Annotated in this window: 15 protein-coding genes and 2 pseudogenes; 6 read left to right on the top strand and 11 right to left on the bottom strand. The window is 75.7% G+C overall.

The genetic code is table 11. The annotated features are described in order from the left end of the window. Positions 1-29: 29 nt before the first annotated feature. Positions 30-932: a LysR family transcriptional regulator gene (locus tag GTY84_RS14640; protein ID WP_161226698.1), complete on the bottom strand. Its 903-nt coding sequence runs from the start codon at positions 930-932 to the stop codon at positions 30-32. 75 nt (positions 933-1,007) lie between these two features. On the opposite strand from GTY84_RS14640, the gene GTY84_RS14635 reads away from it, so the two are divergent. Next, positions 1,008-2,132 carry a DMT family transporter gene (locus GTY84_RS14635; RefSeq protein WP_161226697.1) on the top strand — a complete coding sequence of 375 codons (1,125 nt, stop codon included), beginning with the start codon at positions 1,008-1,010 and terminating at the stop codon, positions 2,130-2,132. 53 nt (positions 2,133-2,185) lie between these two features. On the opposite strand, the gene GTY84_RS14630 is transcribed toward GTY84_RS14635, so the two are convergent. Beyond that, the gene (locus GTY84_RS14630; RefSeq protein WP_345943433.1) at positions 2,186-3,517 is read right to left on the bottom strand and encodes an aminotransferase class I/II-fold pyridoxal phosphate-dependent enzyme; all 1,332 of its coding nucleotides are present in this window, start codon (positions 3,515-3,517) and stop codon (positions 2,186-2,188) included. A 35-nt stretch (positions 3,518-3,552) separates the two neighbouring features. Between GTY84_RS14630 and GTY84_RS14625 the strand changes: the two genes are divergently transcribed. Further along, positions 3,553-4,332: a pyridoxamine 5'-phosphate oxidase family protein gene (locus GTY84_RS14625; RefSeq protein ID WP_161226695.1), complete on the top strand. Its 780-nt coding sequence runs from the start codon at positions 3,553-3,555 to the stop codon at positions 4,330-4,332. A 480-nt stretch (positions 4,333-4,812) separates the two neighbouring features. Here the strand turns inward: GTY84_RS14625 and GTY84_RS14620 are convergent, their stop codons facing one another. The 5 genes from GTY84_RS14620 to GTY84_RS14600 all read right to left on the bottom strand — a co-directional run bounded on the left by GTY84_RS14620 (position 4,813) and on the right by GTY84_RS14600 (position 8,708). Next, entirely contained in the window at positions 4,813-5,805 is a 993-nt protein-coding gene (locus tag GTY84_RS14620; RefSeq protein ID WP_202551160.1) for an EamA family transporter, read from the bottom strand. 92 nt (positions 5,806-5,897) lie between these two features. Continuing rightward, positions 5,898-6,437, bottom strand: a complete 540-nt coding sequence (locus GTY84_RS14615) for a Clp protease N-terminal domain-containing protein (protein WP_161226693.1) — start codon at positions 6,435-6,437, stop codon at positions 5,898-5,900. A 709-nt stretch (positions 6,438-7,146) separates the two neighbouring features. After that, positions 7,147-7,782, bottom strand: a complete 636-nt coding sequence (locus tag GTY84_RS14610; RefSeq protein WP_161226692.1) for a PadR family transcriptional regulator — start codon at positions 7,780-7,782, stop codon at positions 7,147-7,149. A gap of 194 nt (positions 7,783-7,976) precedes the next feature. Continuing rightward, on the bottom strand, positions 7,977-8,534 hold the full coding sequence (locus GTY84_RS14605) for a DUF3291 domain-containing protein (RefSeq protein WP_161226691.1): 558 nt from the start codon (positions 8,532-8,534) through the stop codon (positions 7,977-7,979). Between the two features lie 15 nt (positions 8,535-8,549). After that, positions 8,550-8,708, bottom strand: a complete 159-nt coding sequence (locus tag GTY84_RS14600) for a hypothetical protein (RefSeq protein WP_161226690.1) — start codon at positions 8,706-8,708, stop codon at positions 8,550-8,552. A gap of 433 nt (positions 8,709-9,141) precedes the next feature. Between GTY84_RS14600 and GTY84_RS14595 the strand changes: the two genes are divergently transcribed. Beyond that, on the top strand, positions 9,142-9,381 hold the full coding sequence (locus tag GTY84_RS14595; RefSeq protein ID WP_202551147.1) for a hypothetical protein: 240 nt from the start codon (positions 9,142-9,144) through the stop codon (positions 9,379-9,381). Positions 9,382-9,399: 18 nt separating this feature from the next. On the opposite strand, the pseudogene GTY84_RS14590 reads toward GTY84_RS14595, so the two are convergent. Next, a pseudogene (locus GTY84_RS14590) lies at positions 9,400-10,086 on the bottom strand (transposase); the annotation flags it as partial. Here GTY84_RS14590 and GTY84_RS14585 point away from each other — a divergent pair. After that, positions 10,071-10,736 (top strand): annotated as a pseudogene (locus tag GTY84_RS14585) (GNAT family N-acetyltransferase); the annotation flags it as partial. The pseudogenes GTY84_RS14590 and GTY84_RS14585 sit on opposite strands and share 16 nt — an antisense overlap. A 76-nt stretch (positions 10,737-10,812) precedes the next feature. Next, positions 10,813-11,238: a VOC family protein gene (locus GTY84_RS14580; protein ID WP_161226689.1), complete on the top strand. Its 426-nt coding sequence runs from the start codon at positions 10,813-10,815 to the stop codon at positions 11,236-11,238. 492 nt (positions 11,239-11,730) lie between these two features. Here GTY84_RS14580 and GTY84_RS14575 read toward each other — a convergent pair whose 3' ends face one another. From GTY84_RS14575 to GTY84_RS14565, 3 genes are all read right to left on the bottom strand, one after another. Further along, positions 11,731-12,162 (bottom strand): VOC family protein, encoded by a 432-nt coding sequence (locus GTY84_RS14575; RefSeq protein WP_161226688.1) that lies wholly within the window; start codon positions 12,160-12,162, stop codon positions 11,731-11,733. 183 nt (positions 12,163-12,345) lie between these two features. After that, positions 12,346-13,350: a MerR family transcriptional regulator gene (locus GTY84_RS14570; RefSeq protein WP_161226687.1), complete on the bottom strand. Its 1,005-nt coding sequence runs from the start codon at positions 13,348-13,350 to the stop codon at positions 12,346-12,348. Positions 13,351-13,356: 6 nt separating this feature from the next. After that, positions 13,357-14,181, bottom strand: coding sequence for a HEAT repeat domain-containing protein (locus GTY84_RS14565; protein WP_237532279.1), 825 nt, complete (start codon positions 14,179-14,181; stop codon positions 13,357-13,359). 155 nt (positions 14,182-14,336) lie between these two features. On the opposite strand from GTY84_RS14565, the gene GTY84_RS14560 reads away from it, so the two are divergent. After that, the gene (locus tag GTY84_RS14560; protein WP_161226686.1) at positions 14,337-15,146 is read left to right on the top strand and encodes a PhzF family phenazine biosynthesis protein; all 810 of its coding nucleotides are present in this window, start codon (positions 14,337-14,339) and stop codon (positions 15,144-15,146) included. Positions 15,147-15,157: the final 11 nt, after the last annotated feature.

The raw sequence follows: 15,157 nt of genomic DNA, 5'->3' as shown, positions 1-15,157 counted from the left end.
GCCCCCGCGTTCCTCCGGCGGCGGGCCTCTCAGCCCAGCCGCCCGGCCACGGCCTGGAGCGCCCCGACCGCCGCCCGGATCGAGGGCCGCCGGTCGGCGTCCGCCCGCCAGACGACGTACACATGCCGGCGCACCCGCTGGCGCAGCGGGAGCGTGACGACCCCGGCGGGCATCGGATGGCGGCCGAGCAGCGGGGCGATGCACACCCCGAGCCCCTCCGCGACCAGCCCGAGCTGGGTGTGCGTCTCGGCGGCGCGGTGGCCGAGGATGGGCTCGATGCCCCGGGAGCGCAGGGTGAACATCAGCCACTCGTGGCAGAACTCCCCCTCGCCCCAGGTGATCCACTCGTCGTCCGCGAACTCCGCGAGGTCCACCTCCTCCCGGTGGGCCAGCCGGTGGCCCGCGGGCATCGCCACATCGGCCGGGTCGTCCAGCAGGGGCGCCTTGACCAGCCCGTCGGGCAGCGGCATCGGCTTGTTGTACCAGTCCAGGACGACCGCCAGGTCGAAGTCGCCGCGCACCACACCCGCCACCCCCCGCTCGGGCTCCAGCTCAGTGGAGCGCAGGCGCAGCGCCGGGTGCTCGGCGCGCAGGGCGGCCAGCGCGGCGGGGAACAGTCCGCGGGCGGCGGTGGGGAAGGCGGCCAGCCGCAGCTCTCCGGCGACCTGTCCGCGCTGCGCCTCCAGGTCGGCCTCGGCCAGCTCCACCTGGGAGAGGATGCGCGCCGCGTGCTCGGCGAGCAGCCGTCCCGCGTCGGTGAGGCGCACCCCCCGGCCGTTCTTCGCCAGCAGCCGCTGTCCGACCTCGCGCTCCAGTTTGGACATCTGCTGGGAGACGGCCGACGTGGTGATGTGCAGCGCCCCGGCCGCGCCGCTGACCGAGCCGTGCCGGGAGAGGGCGTCGAGGGTGCGAAGGCGCTCCAGGTTCAACATATAAGCGATACTACGAGATACCCAGTGCGAAGATTCGATTGTGCTACGAAGAGGGCTTGCCGCATCGTTGCCCTCATGACCAGCAGCATCACCACCGACCCCGCCGCTCCCCGCCGCCTCTTCGACTGGCGCGTGCGCTTCGGCGCCCTCTCCCTCGTCTGGGGATTCAGCTTCCTGTTCATGAAGGTGGGCACGGACAGCTTCGCCCCGTTCCAGGTCACGCTGGGCCGGCTGGCCTTCGGCACGGCGGTGCTCGCCGCGGCCATGGCGGTGAGGCGGGAGCGGCTGCCGCGCGGCGGGCGGACCTGGGCGCACCTCGCGGTCGCGGGGTTCCTGCTGAACGCGCTCCCCTTCTCCCTGTTCGCCTTCTCGGAGCTGACGATCCCCTCCTCGATCGCCGGCATCTGCAACGCCACCTCACCGCTGTGGGGCATGGCCCTTTCCCTGGTCGCCCTCTCGGAGGACCGGCCGACCCGGGTCCGGGTGGCGGGGCTGGGCATCGGCTTCCTCGGGGTGCTGACGGTGCTGGGCGTCTGGCAGGGCTTCAACGGCCTGGACCCGAAGGGGACCGCGCTGGCCCTGGGGGCGTCGTTCTGCTATCCGGTGGGCTGGATCTACGTGCGGCGCACTCTGGCCGGCTCCCGTCACTCCCACCTGTCGCTGTCCGGCGCGCAACTGCTGCTGGCGACGGCGCAACTGGCCGTGGTGACACCGCTGTTCACCTCGATGCCGGAGGCCTTTCCGGTGGCGCCGGTGCTGGCGGTCATGGCTCTGGGTGCCCTCGGCACCGGCCTGGCCTTCCTGGTCCAGTACGACCTGGTCGCCGAGGTCGGCCCGACGACGGCGCAGATGGTCACCTACTTCACGCCGGTGATCGCCACGGCGGCCGGGGTGCTGCTGCTCGGTGAGAAGTTGTCGTGGTCCGCGCCGGTCGGGGCGGCGGTCGTGCTCGCGGGCGCGGCCCTGACCCAGGCCCACCCCAGGGCCGGGCGCGCCCCCGCGGCAGCGGCGTCGCGGCTGCGGGCGAACGGGCGGGAGGCACCGCACCGGGCCGCACCGGAACAGGACGCACCGGGTCTGAAGGGCCCCGACCACGGGACGACGCGCCCCGAGCGCGCGCGGCAGGCGGTACCCCGCCAAGGGGCACCGCACCGGCGGGCGCCGCAGCGGGAGACCCGGCAGCCGACCCCTCGGCCGTAGCCGACGCCCGGCACGCGCGGGTGCCCCGCGCGGACCGGCGCGCCGGGCACCCGTCAGGCGCGGCTCGGCCCCGCACCGCGCCCCAGCGCCGAGGCGACCGCGTCGGCGAGGGCACCGGCCTCCTCCTCGGCCAGCGTGGAGACGGTGATCCGGACGCCGGGCGGGGCGGCGACCCGGAAGCGGGCGCCGGGGGCCACCGCCCATCCCGCCTGCAGCAGCCGGGCCACGGCGCCGGTCTCGTCCGGCACGGGGACCCACACGTTCATCCCGCTGCGTCCGTGGGCCTCGACCCCGCGCTCCGCGAGGGCCTCCAGCAGCGCGTTCCGCCGGGCCCCGTACGCCCGGGCCACCGCGACGGTGTCCACCGCGCCGTCGGCCCAGAGCCGGGCCACCGCGCGCTGGGTGACGCGGCTGACCCAGCCCGGGCCGAGCCGCTGCCGGCCGCGCACCCGGTCGAGGGTGACACCGTCCCCGGTCAGCACCGCGAGCCTCAGGTCGGGGCCGCACGCCTTGGCGGCGGAGCGCACGAAGGCCCAGTGGTGCGTCGTTCCGGCCAGGGGGTGCAGGGGCAGGTCGACGATCCGGTGACCGTGGTCGTCCTCGATGAGCAGGGTCTGCGGATGCTCCCGCAGCACCCGCCGCAGGGCCCGTGCGCGGGCGGCGCTCAGCGCGGCGCCGGTCGGGTTCTGCGCGCGATCGGTGACGACGAGGGCCCGGGCACCGGCGGCCAGCGCGCGGCGCACCTCGTCGGGGCGCGGCCCCTCCTCGTCGACACCGACGGCGGCCGTGCGCAGGCCGAGGGCGGGGACGAGGTCGAGGAGGCCGCCCCAGCCGGGGTCCTCGACGGCGACGACGTCACCGGGCCGCAGATGGGCGGCGAGCACCCGCTCCAGCGCGTCCAGCGAACCGGACGCCACCGCCACGGGCCCCTCCGGGACCCCGTCGGCGTCCATGTCGGCCCTGGCCAGACGGGCCAGCTCGGGCTCCACGGGCTCCTGCCCGTAGAGCACCGGGCTGCGGTCGCCCTCGGCCGCCGCCGCGGCGAACGCCGGACCCAGTGGCGGCAGCAGCGCCGGGTCCGGATTGCCCTCGGACACGTCGCGCACCCCCTCGGTCACCTCGACCCGGATGAAGCCCCGCCCGGTGGTGGCCGGCTTCGCCCGCACCCGGCTGCCCCGCCGCCCGGCCGTCTCGATGACTCCGCGCTCGCGCAGCGTGCGGTAGGCGGCGGCGACGGTGTTGGGGTTCACCCCGAGCCGCTCGGCCAGCTCCCGCATCGGCGGCAGGGCCTGCCCGGGCTCCAACCGCCCCGCGCCCACAGCTCGTTCGACGCTCGCGGAAATCTCCGCCGCGCCCCGCCCCGTGATCCGATACTCTCCTAGCACAAACAACATTATGCACTAGTGCAATGGAGGACGCCATGGGTACCCAGGAACCGGCGGCACCCGGCCCACGCGCGGACGGCACCGCGCCCGGCGGACACCCGGCGCCCGCCCGGCCACCGCGCGCCGGGACGGCACCGCCCGGACCGGCCGCCTACACCCCCACCGACCGCACGGTGCCCTCCCGCTCCCCGGGCCGGGCCTCGTACGACAGGGAGGTGGTGCACGCGATACTCGACGAGGGATACGTCTGCCACCTCGGCTTCGTGCGCGACGGCGCGCCCGTGGTGCTGCCGACGCTGTACGCCCGGGTCGGCGAGCGCCTCTACGTGCACGGCTCGACGGGCTCGCGCCCGCTGCTGATGACCGGCCGGGCCGACCCGGGGCTGCCGGTGTGCCTGACGGTGACGCACGTGGACGCGCTGGTGCTGGCCCGCTCGGGCTTCCACCACTCGGTCAACTACCGCTCGGTCATGGTGCACGGCACCGCTCACGAGGTGACCGACCCCGAGGAGCGGAACGTCGCCCTGGACGCCCTCGTCGACCACGCGGTGCCGGGCCGGTCGGCCGACTGCCGGCCGGCCGACCGCAGGGAGCTGGCGGCCACCGCCGTCATCCGCCTCGACCTGGACGAGGTCTCGGCCAAGCTCCGCACCGGCGGGGTGAACGACGAGCCCGAGGACTACGGCCTCCCCCACTGGGCGGGCCTGCTGCCCCTGCGCAAGGGTTACGGCACCCCCGTGCCCGACCCCCGCCTGGCCCCCGGGACCCCGGTGCCGGACTATCTGGCGGCGCTGGTCCCCTCCGACGTGATCTGAGCCGGGGGGCTCCCGGCGGGCGCACGGGCTTCGTAGGGTGCGGGGCGGGCGGCGACGGGGAGCGCGGGGGCGCTGAGGCGGCGGACGTCGGTGCGGCCGGCGCGGCGACCGGGGGTGGCGGAGCCGGTGGTGATCCGCGGCCCGTGACGGTCCACGGCTGGTCCCGGCCCACGGCGAGTGGTGGTCCACGGCCGATCGGGCCCAAAAGCCGGACGGCACCAGCGGCCGGTCCGGGCCACGGTCGGTCGCCGTCAGCGGCCCACGCCCGTCGGCCGGCCGGGGCCGACCGATCACCCGGCCCCTCGGCGACACGGCGACGCGGCAACGCGGGGGGGGAACGCGGAACGGCGCGGCCCTCGGGAACCCGGATCGCGGGACGCGCCCGGCCCGGAGGACCCCGCCGACGCCGGCCGGTCGCACGAGGGGGGATCGAGGCGTCGTCGACGGGGGGTGGCCGGCGGCGGCCCCCGCGCGGTGCGCTCAGGCCGCCGTGCTCCGCCCGGACAGCTCCCGTTCGGGCCCTCCGCCGGCCACCGGCTCGGACGAGCCCCGCGCGGGCGCCGACGACTGGGCGATGAGGGCTCCCGCGAGGACCACTCCCCCGCCGATGATCTGCGGCGTCGACAGGTGCTCACCGAGCAGCACCCAGGCCAGGACGGTGGCGATGACCGCCTCCAGACACGCCACCACCCCCGCGACCTGCGGCGAGAGCCGCCGCACCGAGAGCACGCCGCTGACGTAGGCGAGCACCGTGGCGACGAGGACGATCCAGGCCAGCAGCAGCCCGGCGACGACGGGGGTGCCGTCCATCGGGACGGAGCCCGCGAGCAGCGACCAGTCCATGTCCCAGGGGCGGGCGACCGCAGTGAGCACCACCGCTCCGACGAGCAGCCCGTACGCGATGACGCCGAGCGGGTCGGGCGCCGCGTCCCCGGCGTCGCCGCCCCGGTCGGCCAGGACGAAGTAGCCGACCTGGCAGCAGGCGGCGCCGAGCGCGAGCAGCAGCCCGAGCGCGTCGAAGCCGAGCCCGGACCAGACCTCCACGACGCAGGCGAGCCCGCCCACCGCGAGCACCACCCCGAACGCGGCGGCCCGTGTCACCGGCCGCCGCTGGACGAACCGCACCCAGCCCAGCACCAGCGCGGGCGCCAGGTACTCGACGAGCAGCGCGACCCCGACGGGGATGCGGGAGATCGCGGCGAAGTAGCAGGCCTGGACCCCGGCGACGGCGAACAGCCCGAACCCGGCCAGCAGCCCGGGGCAGCGCCGGACCAGCGCGCGGTGGCGCACGGCGAGCGGCAGCATCACCAGCGCCGCGCCCGCGACCCGCAGCCACACCACGTGCAGCGGGTCGAGCCCCGCTTCGATCAGCGGCTTGGCCGCCACCCCGGAACCGCCGAACGCGACCGCGGAACCGAGCGCGAGGCCGAGCCCCACGCCGTTCCGCGGACCGCCGCGGACGCTGTCAGACATGTGCACGGGCACATGATGACAGGGGACGACATGAGCGTCACCCCCGTGGCACCTGACTCGTGGCGGCGGCCCCGGCGAGCCGCCGGGCCGGGTCAGGGGGTCGGTTCGAGCCGCTCCAGGACGCGGGTCAGGATCTCGTCGGGGGCGAGGGCGGCCCGGCCGAGCACCTCCACGGCCCGCGCCTGCGGGTCCATGACGAGAGCGGCCAGCAGATCGAGACCGCAGGCCCACGCCGCCCCGCGCCCCTCGGCGCGCCGGGCCGCGTACTCCATCGCGGCGGCGGCCAGTGGCGAGAAGCCGTCGGCGCCGATCACCACCGGCAGGGCTGCGGAGTCCTCGACGGCGCTCTGCCAGCGGAGCCCGTAGCCGATGCTGCGCTGCACGAGATAGCCGAGGAGACGGGCCGGCCGCGGTCCCTCCCCGAGGACGGCGCACGCCTCGGGGTCGTACTCCAGGAGGGAGTGCAGCAGATGAGCCGTGTCGATCTGCCGGTCCCCGTCCCGCACGGCTCTTCGGCGCGCACCGGAGACCACGGGTGCCAGCGCGGCACCGAACCGGACATCGGCGTCATTGCCTGCCGGGCGAGGGCCGTCCTGCGCGACGGCCGGCTGCCGGGGGATACGGGGTTGCACACCACCCACCTCACCAGCCCTTCCGGCCCGGCACATCCCCGGCGGGGAGCATTCGCGCGTCCCACGGGGAGGGGATCAGGCCGTCCGGAATATCCTCCTCGCGGATGAGATCACGCCGATTCCCCCCGACGGTCGCGCGCCGCCTTGCCTCGCCCCCGGTCACCGCTCCTCGTACGACCCCTCGCGCATCCGGCGGCGCGCCGCCGGGCTGCCGGTCCGGGCGGGGCAGGCCCGCTCCCGGACGGGGGGAGCCCTGAGACACGGGGCGCCGCCGACGGGCGACGGCGGCTTGCGGGCCCGGGGCGTACCCGGGGTTCCCGGCCCACGGGAGGGCGCTTCGGAGCGCTGGGCGCGGGCCGGGAACCGTGCGGAGGCGCGGAAGTCGAGGGACGAGCCCGGGCGCCGTGCCGGGGCCAAAAGGACCGTGGGCCCGGGACCGGCGCGGCGGCCGACGCCCCGGCGCGTCCCGCGCGTCGGCCCGTTCCAGCCCCGGGACCGCGCGGCGCCTTCCGCTCCGCTCCGCTCCGTTCCGGAGAACGCGGCGCCGATCCGGGCGAGGGATCCGTCCGGGGGCCGCATCCCCACCCCGGGGAGCCCCATCCCCACCCCCGAGGGCGGACCACGACTGTCCGTCTCACCGTCTCGCCGCCGCGGGCACTCTGCACACCGCGCCCCGGCATCCGGGATCCGGGGCAGGGGCCCCGGCGGGTCAGTCCTCGTCGGCCAGGATGAGGTACAGCTTCTTGCGGGCGTCGCCGATGACCGCGAGGGCCTTCTCCCGCTGCTCCTTGCTGCCGGCCTTCCAGACCTGGCCGAAGGCCTCCATCAGCCCGAACCCGGCCTGCCGGACGTCGTGCAGCGCCTCCCAGTCGACGCCGCGCGAGGCCTCCTCCCAGGGCGCCTCGGACACCTCTTCGGCGGCCGTGCGGCCGGTGTCGGTGAGGGAGAACAGCTTCTTGCCGCCCTCGCTCTCGCTGACGATCAGCCCCTCGTCCTCCAGCAGTTGGAGGGTGGGGTACACCGAACCGGGGCTGGGCTTCCACGCCCCGCCGCTGCGCTCGGTGATCTCCCGGATCATCTCGTAGCCGTGCATGGGCCGCTCCTTGAGCAGGGCGAGGATCGACGCGCGTACGTCACCGCGCCGCGCCCTGCCCCTGGGCCCGCCACGGCCCCGGCCGCCCCAGGGCCCGGCACCGAAGCCCGGCCCGAAGGGCCCTCCGGGTCCGCCCGGGCCACCCGGCCCGAAGGGCCCGAACGCCGCGCGCCCGCCCTCGAACCGCCGCCCATGCGGACCGCCCCCGCACTCGTGTCCGCCGTGCCCCCGCTCGTATCCATGGCTGCGCATGGTCACCACTCCATTCAATCGTCGATCTGTCGCGATGCTTCAACGATATATCGGAGAAGTCGCATCGACAACCCCGCCAGGAGCGCCCCAGGCCCGCACCGCCCCCTGTCCCCCACCGTCCGACCGTCCGACCGTCCGACCGAGCGAACGGGCGAACGGGCGAACGGCGGGCCCGGACCGTTCCGGCTTTCCGATCAGCGGCCGCGGTCACCGCGCGGCCCGGCGTCCGTGGCCCTGGTCGGCGTTCCGTCGGGGGCGAACGCGTGGCGGAGGGTGAAGGCGTGCGGCGCGGGGCCGTGGGCGTGGAGGTGTTCCAGCCGGGACACGCCGTCCTGCCAGGTCGGTGTCCCGCCGTCGGCGTCCCACCAGCACACGTGGGCCGGGTGCCCGGTCCTCTCGAACCAGTCGTGACGCCGGTTCAGCGCCTCACGGTGCGGGCCGCTGTGCACGGCGCGGAAGGCGGGGCGCAGGCCGGTCCAGAGCGAGAGGGTCGCGGCCAGGGCGGTGGTCCCCGCGGTACGGCCCCTGCCGTACCAGGCCGGTACGGCGAACTCCCCCCACGCGCCCCAGTCCAGCTCGAAGTGCGTTCCCCTGCCGCCGTCCGCCGCTTCGGCGTGCGCGAGGTATCCGGACTGCCCGCCGATCGCCCGGTAGACGACCTCCCCCCTGTCGTGCAACTCGCGCGTGAGCGGGGCGGGATCGGCGAGCGGCGACTTCAGGACGCCGAAGGTGTACAGAGCGAGACGGGGCATGCGTATCTCCCTGGTTCAGTGGGTGCCCGGTGCCGTCCGGGCCGACTCGGGCGGCGCGAACGGCTCGGCCGACTCGTGCGGCTCGGCCGACTCGTGCGGCTCGGCCGACTCGTGCGGCTCGGACGGCTCGTGCGGCTCGGACGGCTCGTGCGGCGGCGAGGACGCCCGGGGCACGGCCGACGCGCCCCGTCGCGGGCGGCTCGGCCGGGGAACTCCGGTGCGGCCGTTCACGATCGACGGGGAACGCGGGTGAAGGTAGCCGCCTCCGGAGGTCCTGTCGAAGTTGCGTTCTCCCTGCCCGAATGGCCTCCCGGACGGGTCTCACGGGGGCCGGGGCGGCGGCGCGGCCCGGAGTCCGCAGCGGCCCTCGGCGACCCGGGGGCATCGGTCCGCCCACCACGCCCGTCGTCACGGCAACGGGATCCGTCGTCACGGTTCCGGACGGCCGCCGTCTCCCGGCCCCACCGGCCCGCCCCGCGCCCGAAGCGCCGGACGCTTCCGTGCGCCGCGCACGGGTCCGCCGCCCGGGGGGGGTGCCCCTATGTATTTGGTCAAGGCCGGAGGCCAGTAGGTTCGGGTGGTCGAGGGTGGGGGCCGAGGTGTAGGGATGGGCATGGGCGATAGTCAGATCACGATCGAGCTCACGGCTGATGAGGCGCTGGTGCTGTCGCATTGGCTGGAGAAGCTCCAGATGACGGACCTCAGTCGTGTCGTCGACGATCCGGCGGTCTGGGCGCCGATCCATCGGATCGCCGGGACGTTGGACAAGGCGCTGCCCGAGCTGTTCGCGCCTGATTACGACCGGCGGCTTGAGGCGGCTCGTCAGTGGTTGCGGCCGGAGGACTGACAGATCGGTTTGACCTCCTCATCTGGCGGTGGCGGGTTGAGGCTCGTAGAAGGTTCCGTCGCGGAGCATCGCGAAGAGGACGTCGGCCCGGCGTCGGGCGAGGCAGAGCAGAGCCTGGGTGTGGTGCTTGCCCTGGCTGACCTTCTTGTCGTAGTAGGCCCTGGAGGCCGGGTCTCCCAGGGCTGCGAACGCGGAGAGAAAGAAGGCCCGTTTGAGCTGCTTGTTTCCCCTCCGGGATGGCTGTTCGCCTCGGATCGAGGAGCCCGAATTGCGGGTTGCCGGGGCGAGCCCTGCGTAGGCGGCGAGGTGGGCGGCGGAGGGGAAGCTGCTGCCGTCGCCGACCTCGATGAGGATCCTGGCTCCGGTCCTGATCCCGACGCCCGGCATTGAGATCAGGACCTGGGAAAGAGGGTGGGCCTTCAGCAGTTCCTCGATCCGGCTGGCCAGGAGCTTGCGCTGGTCGAGGACGGCGGCGAGCGAGCCGGCCAGGCTCGGGACGATTAGGGCGGCCGCTTCGGTGCCGGGAACCACCACGGTCTGCTCGTCCAGCGCGGTGAATATGTCTTCCACCAGTCGCTCGGCCATCCGCGGCGCCTTCGGCCGCAGCAGCGTGACCAGCCGCCGGCGGCCTGCCTTGCGGATCTGGGCCGGTGACCCGAACCGCTCCAGCAGGGCGAGGACAGCCGGGTGTTGCAACCGCCACGGCCGCCACCCTCGCGCCGGGTTCGCCTCCCCCGGAGTACAGCCGGTTCGTCCCGCCGGACTGGCGCGGGGACACGCCGTCCCGGCAAGCCGTCGAGAGCCGCCTCGCCGTGCTGGAACGGACCGGTGCCCGGCCCCTCGTCGAACGGCTGCGTCTGGAATGGCGTCCGGAATCCCCCCTCCCCGGGACCACCGGACGGCTCGCCTTCCGGCGGGTCGTCGACGCCGGGGAACTCGTGTCCCTGATGGCCCTGGTCCTGGACGGCACGCTGGACGCCCACGGCCGCGCCGACCTGACCCGGATGTCCCCCCGGGAGGCGGCCACCAGGCACTACGAGGACGAACTCGCCCAGTACACGAGCCCTCGGGACTGGTGGCGGATCGCGACACTGCCCGACGGGGAACCGGTGGGGTTCGTCCTGCCCGCGCACAACGGCTACAACGCGATCATCGCCTACATCGCCGTCCTCCCCGCCCACCGCGGTAACGGCCACGTCGACGATCTGCTCGCCGAGGGCACCCGCGTCCTCGCCGAGCGGAATGTCCCCCGTGTCCGCGCGTCCACGGACCTCGGCAACGTACCGATGGCCGAGGCCTTCCGTCGCGCCGGATACGTCGCCTTCGGCGGTGAGATCAACATGACCTGGAGCTGAGCGGACGGGCCGGGGGAGCCGCCCACGCCGCCCCCGGCCCTGCCCGTCGACGGGACAGCGCCCCTACCCTGGCCCGATGACGCCGATCAAGCGGTTCCAGGTCACCGTCGACTGCGCGGAACCCGCGCGCCTGGCGCGCTTCTGGTGCGAGGTGCTCGGATACGTCCTCGCGCCGCCGGAGGGATTCGCCTCGTGGGACGCCTACCGGGACACGCGACCGCCCGGGGAACGGGACGCGTGGTGCGCCTGCGCCGACCCCACCGGCGTGGGCCCGCGTCTGCGCTTCCGGCGCGTTCCGGAGGGGAAGTCGGTGAAGAACCGGCTGCACCTGGACGTGCGGGTCGGGACCGGCCTGGTGGGCGGGGAACGCCTCGCCACGCTGGAGGCGGAGTGCGCCCGGCTCGTCCCGCTCGGCGCGGTCCACGTCCGCACGCTGTACGACGGCCACGACGCGTGCATTCCGATGCTGGACATCGAGGGCAACGAGTTCTGCCTCGACTGATCGTGGGAATCCCGGGCGCGAACGCCCGCTCCGGCGGGGAGAGTGCGCGACGGCCCGCCCGACGGACCCCATGGCCCCGGCGCGCACGGTGACGGCCGACGGCGTTCTCACCGGGCTTCCCGGCCCCCTCTGAAGTCCCGGTGGGAACGCCCACGGGCCGTGAGCAGCGTGGGCGTGTGCGCGGAGGGCGGCGGCGCCCCGTCGCGGATCCCCCGCCACGACAAGCCGACCGGTAAAGCCCCGGCGCCCGCTCCGCCCCACCGGCCCCGGACGACGGACAACGGACGACGGACGACGGACGACGGACGACGGACGACGGACGACGGCAGCCACCGGGAACAGAGCCCGGCCTCCCGGCGCCCACGGTGGACGTACCCCTCGCGGCCCCCTCCGCGGTCCTGTCCCCGGCGGCGCACCCGCTCGGTCCCCACCGCGTCCAGCCGCCCAGGCGCCCCCGCGGTCCGGGCGGGCCCGGTCGCGGTCGCGGCCGCCTCAGTCGAGGCAGAACTCGTTGCCCTCGACGTCCCGCATGACGAGACACGACTCGTTCTCCCCGTCGGCGGGCAGCAGCACCACCCGCTCCCCGCCCAGCCCGACCAGCCGCGCGCACTCCGCCTCCAGTGCCGCGAGGCGTTCCCCACCCACCAGGCCGGTGCCGACCCGCACGTCCAGGTGGAGCCGGTTCTTCACCGTCTTGCCCTCGGGAACACGCTGGAGGTACAGCCGCGGGCCCACTCCGGTGGGGTCGGCACAGGCGAACCACGCCCCCCGGTCACCCGCCGGGAGCGAACCCTCGTACGCCTCCCAGGTGTCGAACCCTCGGGGCACCACTGGGTCGTACCCCAGCACCGCGCACCAGAAGCGGCCGACCCGCGCGGGCTCCGCGCAGTCGAAGGTGACCTGGAACTGCCTGACCGAGTCCATGGCCCCACCGTAGTGGCGCGGGACCAACGGCTGAACCGGAATTCCCACCGCCGGGCGGCCCGAAAGCAGCAGCCGGGGCGGTGTCCGCGCCCGTCACCGAGCCCGGCCCCACGGCCCACCGCCCCGCCGCCCCACGGCCGCCCGGCCCGCTCGGCCCAGCGCCCCGCCGCTGCCACGCCGCGGTCAGCGGGTCTTCCGCAGCCGCAGGACGTACGCCGCGGTGAGGGCGACGGCGCGGTCCCCGTCGCCGGACAGACGGGCGAGGGCACGGGACGCCGTGGGGCCGGGGACGTCCGCGAGCGCCTGGGTCAGCCGCCGTCGGACCGACGGCCCGGCGGTGTCCTCGGCGAGGCGGCCGACGAGGGCGGCGGCGACGCGTTCCGCGAGCGCCGGGTCGGCCGCCAGAGCGCTCAGCGCGTCGGCCGCGTCGACGTCGAGCACACCCTCCACCACCAGTTCGACGAGCACCGGCACCGCCTCGGCCGCACCGCGCGCGCCGAGCGCCAGCGCCGCCCGCCCCCGGACCGTGCGGTCGGGATCGGCCAGGGCCGCGCGCAGCAGCGCGGTCGCCTCCGCGCCCGGGATCTCGACGACCGCCCGGACGGCCCGCCCGCGCACCTCCGCGTCGGGCGAGCCGAGGCCCCGGGCGAGCGCGGCCGCCGCGTCGCCGCCCCCGTGCGCCAGGGCCCATCGCAGGGCCCCGGCGACATGCGGGTCCGCCTCGTCCAGCAGCGCCTGGGCCAGGGCCTCCACCGGTACGGACGCCTCGTCGGCCGAGGACAGCGCCGCGCTCTGGCGCGTCCCGGCGCTCCCCGAGCCCAGCGCCCGGAGCAGCGCGACGCTGCGCAGCACGTCGTCCCAGCCCGTGGGCCCGGACGCGGCGATCCGGCGCAGCAGGGTGAGCAGTTCCGTCTCCGCCGCGACGCGCTCGGCCGTGCGCCGGACGAGGTCGCCGACCAGCGCGGACGGTTCGAAGGAGGGATCGTCCAGCGCGCGGCCGACGTCCCGCAGGGACAGCCCCAGCGACCGCAGGCTCTCGACGTGGAAGATCCGCCGGATGTCCTCGTCGGAGTACTCCCGGTAGCCGCCGCCGGTGCGTCCGCTCGGCCGCACCAGGCCCAGCGACTCGTAGTGCCGGAGCATCCGGGCGCTGACCCCGGAGCGCCGCGCCACCTCACCGATCCGCACGCCCCGTCACTCCTCCCGCCCGGTCCCGCCGAGGGCCACGACGCGCTTCGCCTCCTCGACGGCGGACTCGAACCCCGCCTCGGGATCGTGCCACAGCCGTTCCGTCGCGACGGCGTGGTGCCGCACCCGCGGGTCGGGATCGCCCGTCGCGGCGGCCAGTACCGGCAGCACCACCTCCCCGAGCGCGACCAGTGCCCGGCTGAGGCTCGCCCGCGTCCGGTGCTCCCCGCGCCCCAACCGCGTGGCGAGGACCCCGGCCAGTTCCGCCCGTCCGCCCTCCGGCACGAGGGCGACCGCCGCGCGCCAGGCGGCCCGCGCCACCTCCTCGTCGGGGTCGGCCAGCAGCTCCCGGGTGAGCGCCGGCCAGGCCCGCCGGTCCCCGATCTTGGACAGCGTGTGCAGCGCCTGGCTCCGCGCCTGCGGCCGGTCCTGGCCGAGCTCGGCGATGAGCCGGGGCACCGTCGCCTCGTCGGCGTGCCGGGTGAGTGCCCAGGTCAGGGTCTCCCGCACGAAGAACTCGGGTTCGATCCCGCACCGGATGACGAGCGGTTCCACGAACCGCGGGTCCGGTGCGGTCCCCACCGCCATCGCCGCCTTCAGCCGGACCGACGGGTCGCCGTGCTCCAGTGCCCGGAGCGCCCGCCGGGCGTCGGTGTCCGTGTGGCGGTGCGCGGGAGTGCTCCGCCGTGTGTCCGTGCCGGTCCGGCGTCGCGTGTCCGCGTCCGTGCGGTGGTGCGCGTCGACGCGGCCGAGCGCGGCCGGGCCGGTCCGGCCCTGCGCGCCCTGGTCCGTGCGGGTCTTCGGGCGTGGGCCCCGTGGGGGCATGGTCATCGGGACCACCTCCTGGACCCCAGTGAAGACCTTGTCACGGTGTCAGGGTCAAGCGGCGCCCACGGGCCGCGCCGCACGGCCTGATCCGGTCGCCCGGAGGCGCGAGGACGCACCCTCCCCCGCACGGTGGGCCGCGCAGGCTCTAGCGTCAGTGCATGCGCATTCGAATCGTCGACGCCTTCACCGACCGGCCCTTCACCGGAAACCCCGCCGGAGTCCTGCTCCTGGACGACTTCCCCGACGACGACCGGCTCCAGCGGATCGCTCGGGAGGTCAACCACGCCGAGACGGCGTTCGCCCACCGTCTGCCCGAGGGCGGGGACGCCGACTGGGCACTGCGCTGGTTCACACCCGTCACCGAGGTGGCCATGTGCGGCCACGCCACGCTGGCCACCGCCCACGTGCTGCGGACCACCGGCGTCCACGAGGGCCCGGTGCGGTTCGCCACCCGCAGCGGTGTGGTGGCCGCCCTGCCCGGGGACGACGGCATGATCACCCTCGACTTCCCCACCGCCCCCCTCACCCCCGTGGCGGCACCGCCCGGCCTCACCGGGGCGCTGGGGGCCGAGCCCCTCACCGTCCTGGACACCGGGCCGGGCGTCGGGGACCTGCTGGTCGAGGTCGTGGACGAGCGCACGGTCCGCGCTCTGGCGCCGGACCTCAGGGCGCTGGCGGTGCTCTCGGACCGCGGCGTCATCGTCACCGCCGCCGCCCAGGACCCGTCCGGGGACCACGACTTCGTCTCCCGCTGCTTCTTCCCCAAGGTCGGCATCGACGAGGACCCCGTCACCGGCAGCGCCCACACGGCGCTCGCCCCCTACTGGTCCCAGCGCCTGCGCCGCCCCGTGCTGACCGGGGTGCAGCTCTCGGCCCGTACGGGCCGGGTCCGTACGGAGGTGCGCGGCGACCGCACCCTGCTCGGCGGGCACGCGGTGACGGTCATCGACGGCGAACTCCTGGCCTGAGCACCGTCCCC

It is taken from the genome of Streptomyces sp. SID8352, from assembly GCF_009862265.1.
Lineage (GTDB): Bacteria > Actinomycetota > Actinomycetes > Streptomycetales > Streptomycetaceae > Streptomyces.
The sequence above is the reverse complement of the archived record's forward strand: the minus strand, read 5'-3'. Positions and strand labels throughout refer to the sequence as shown.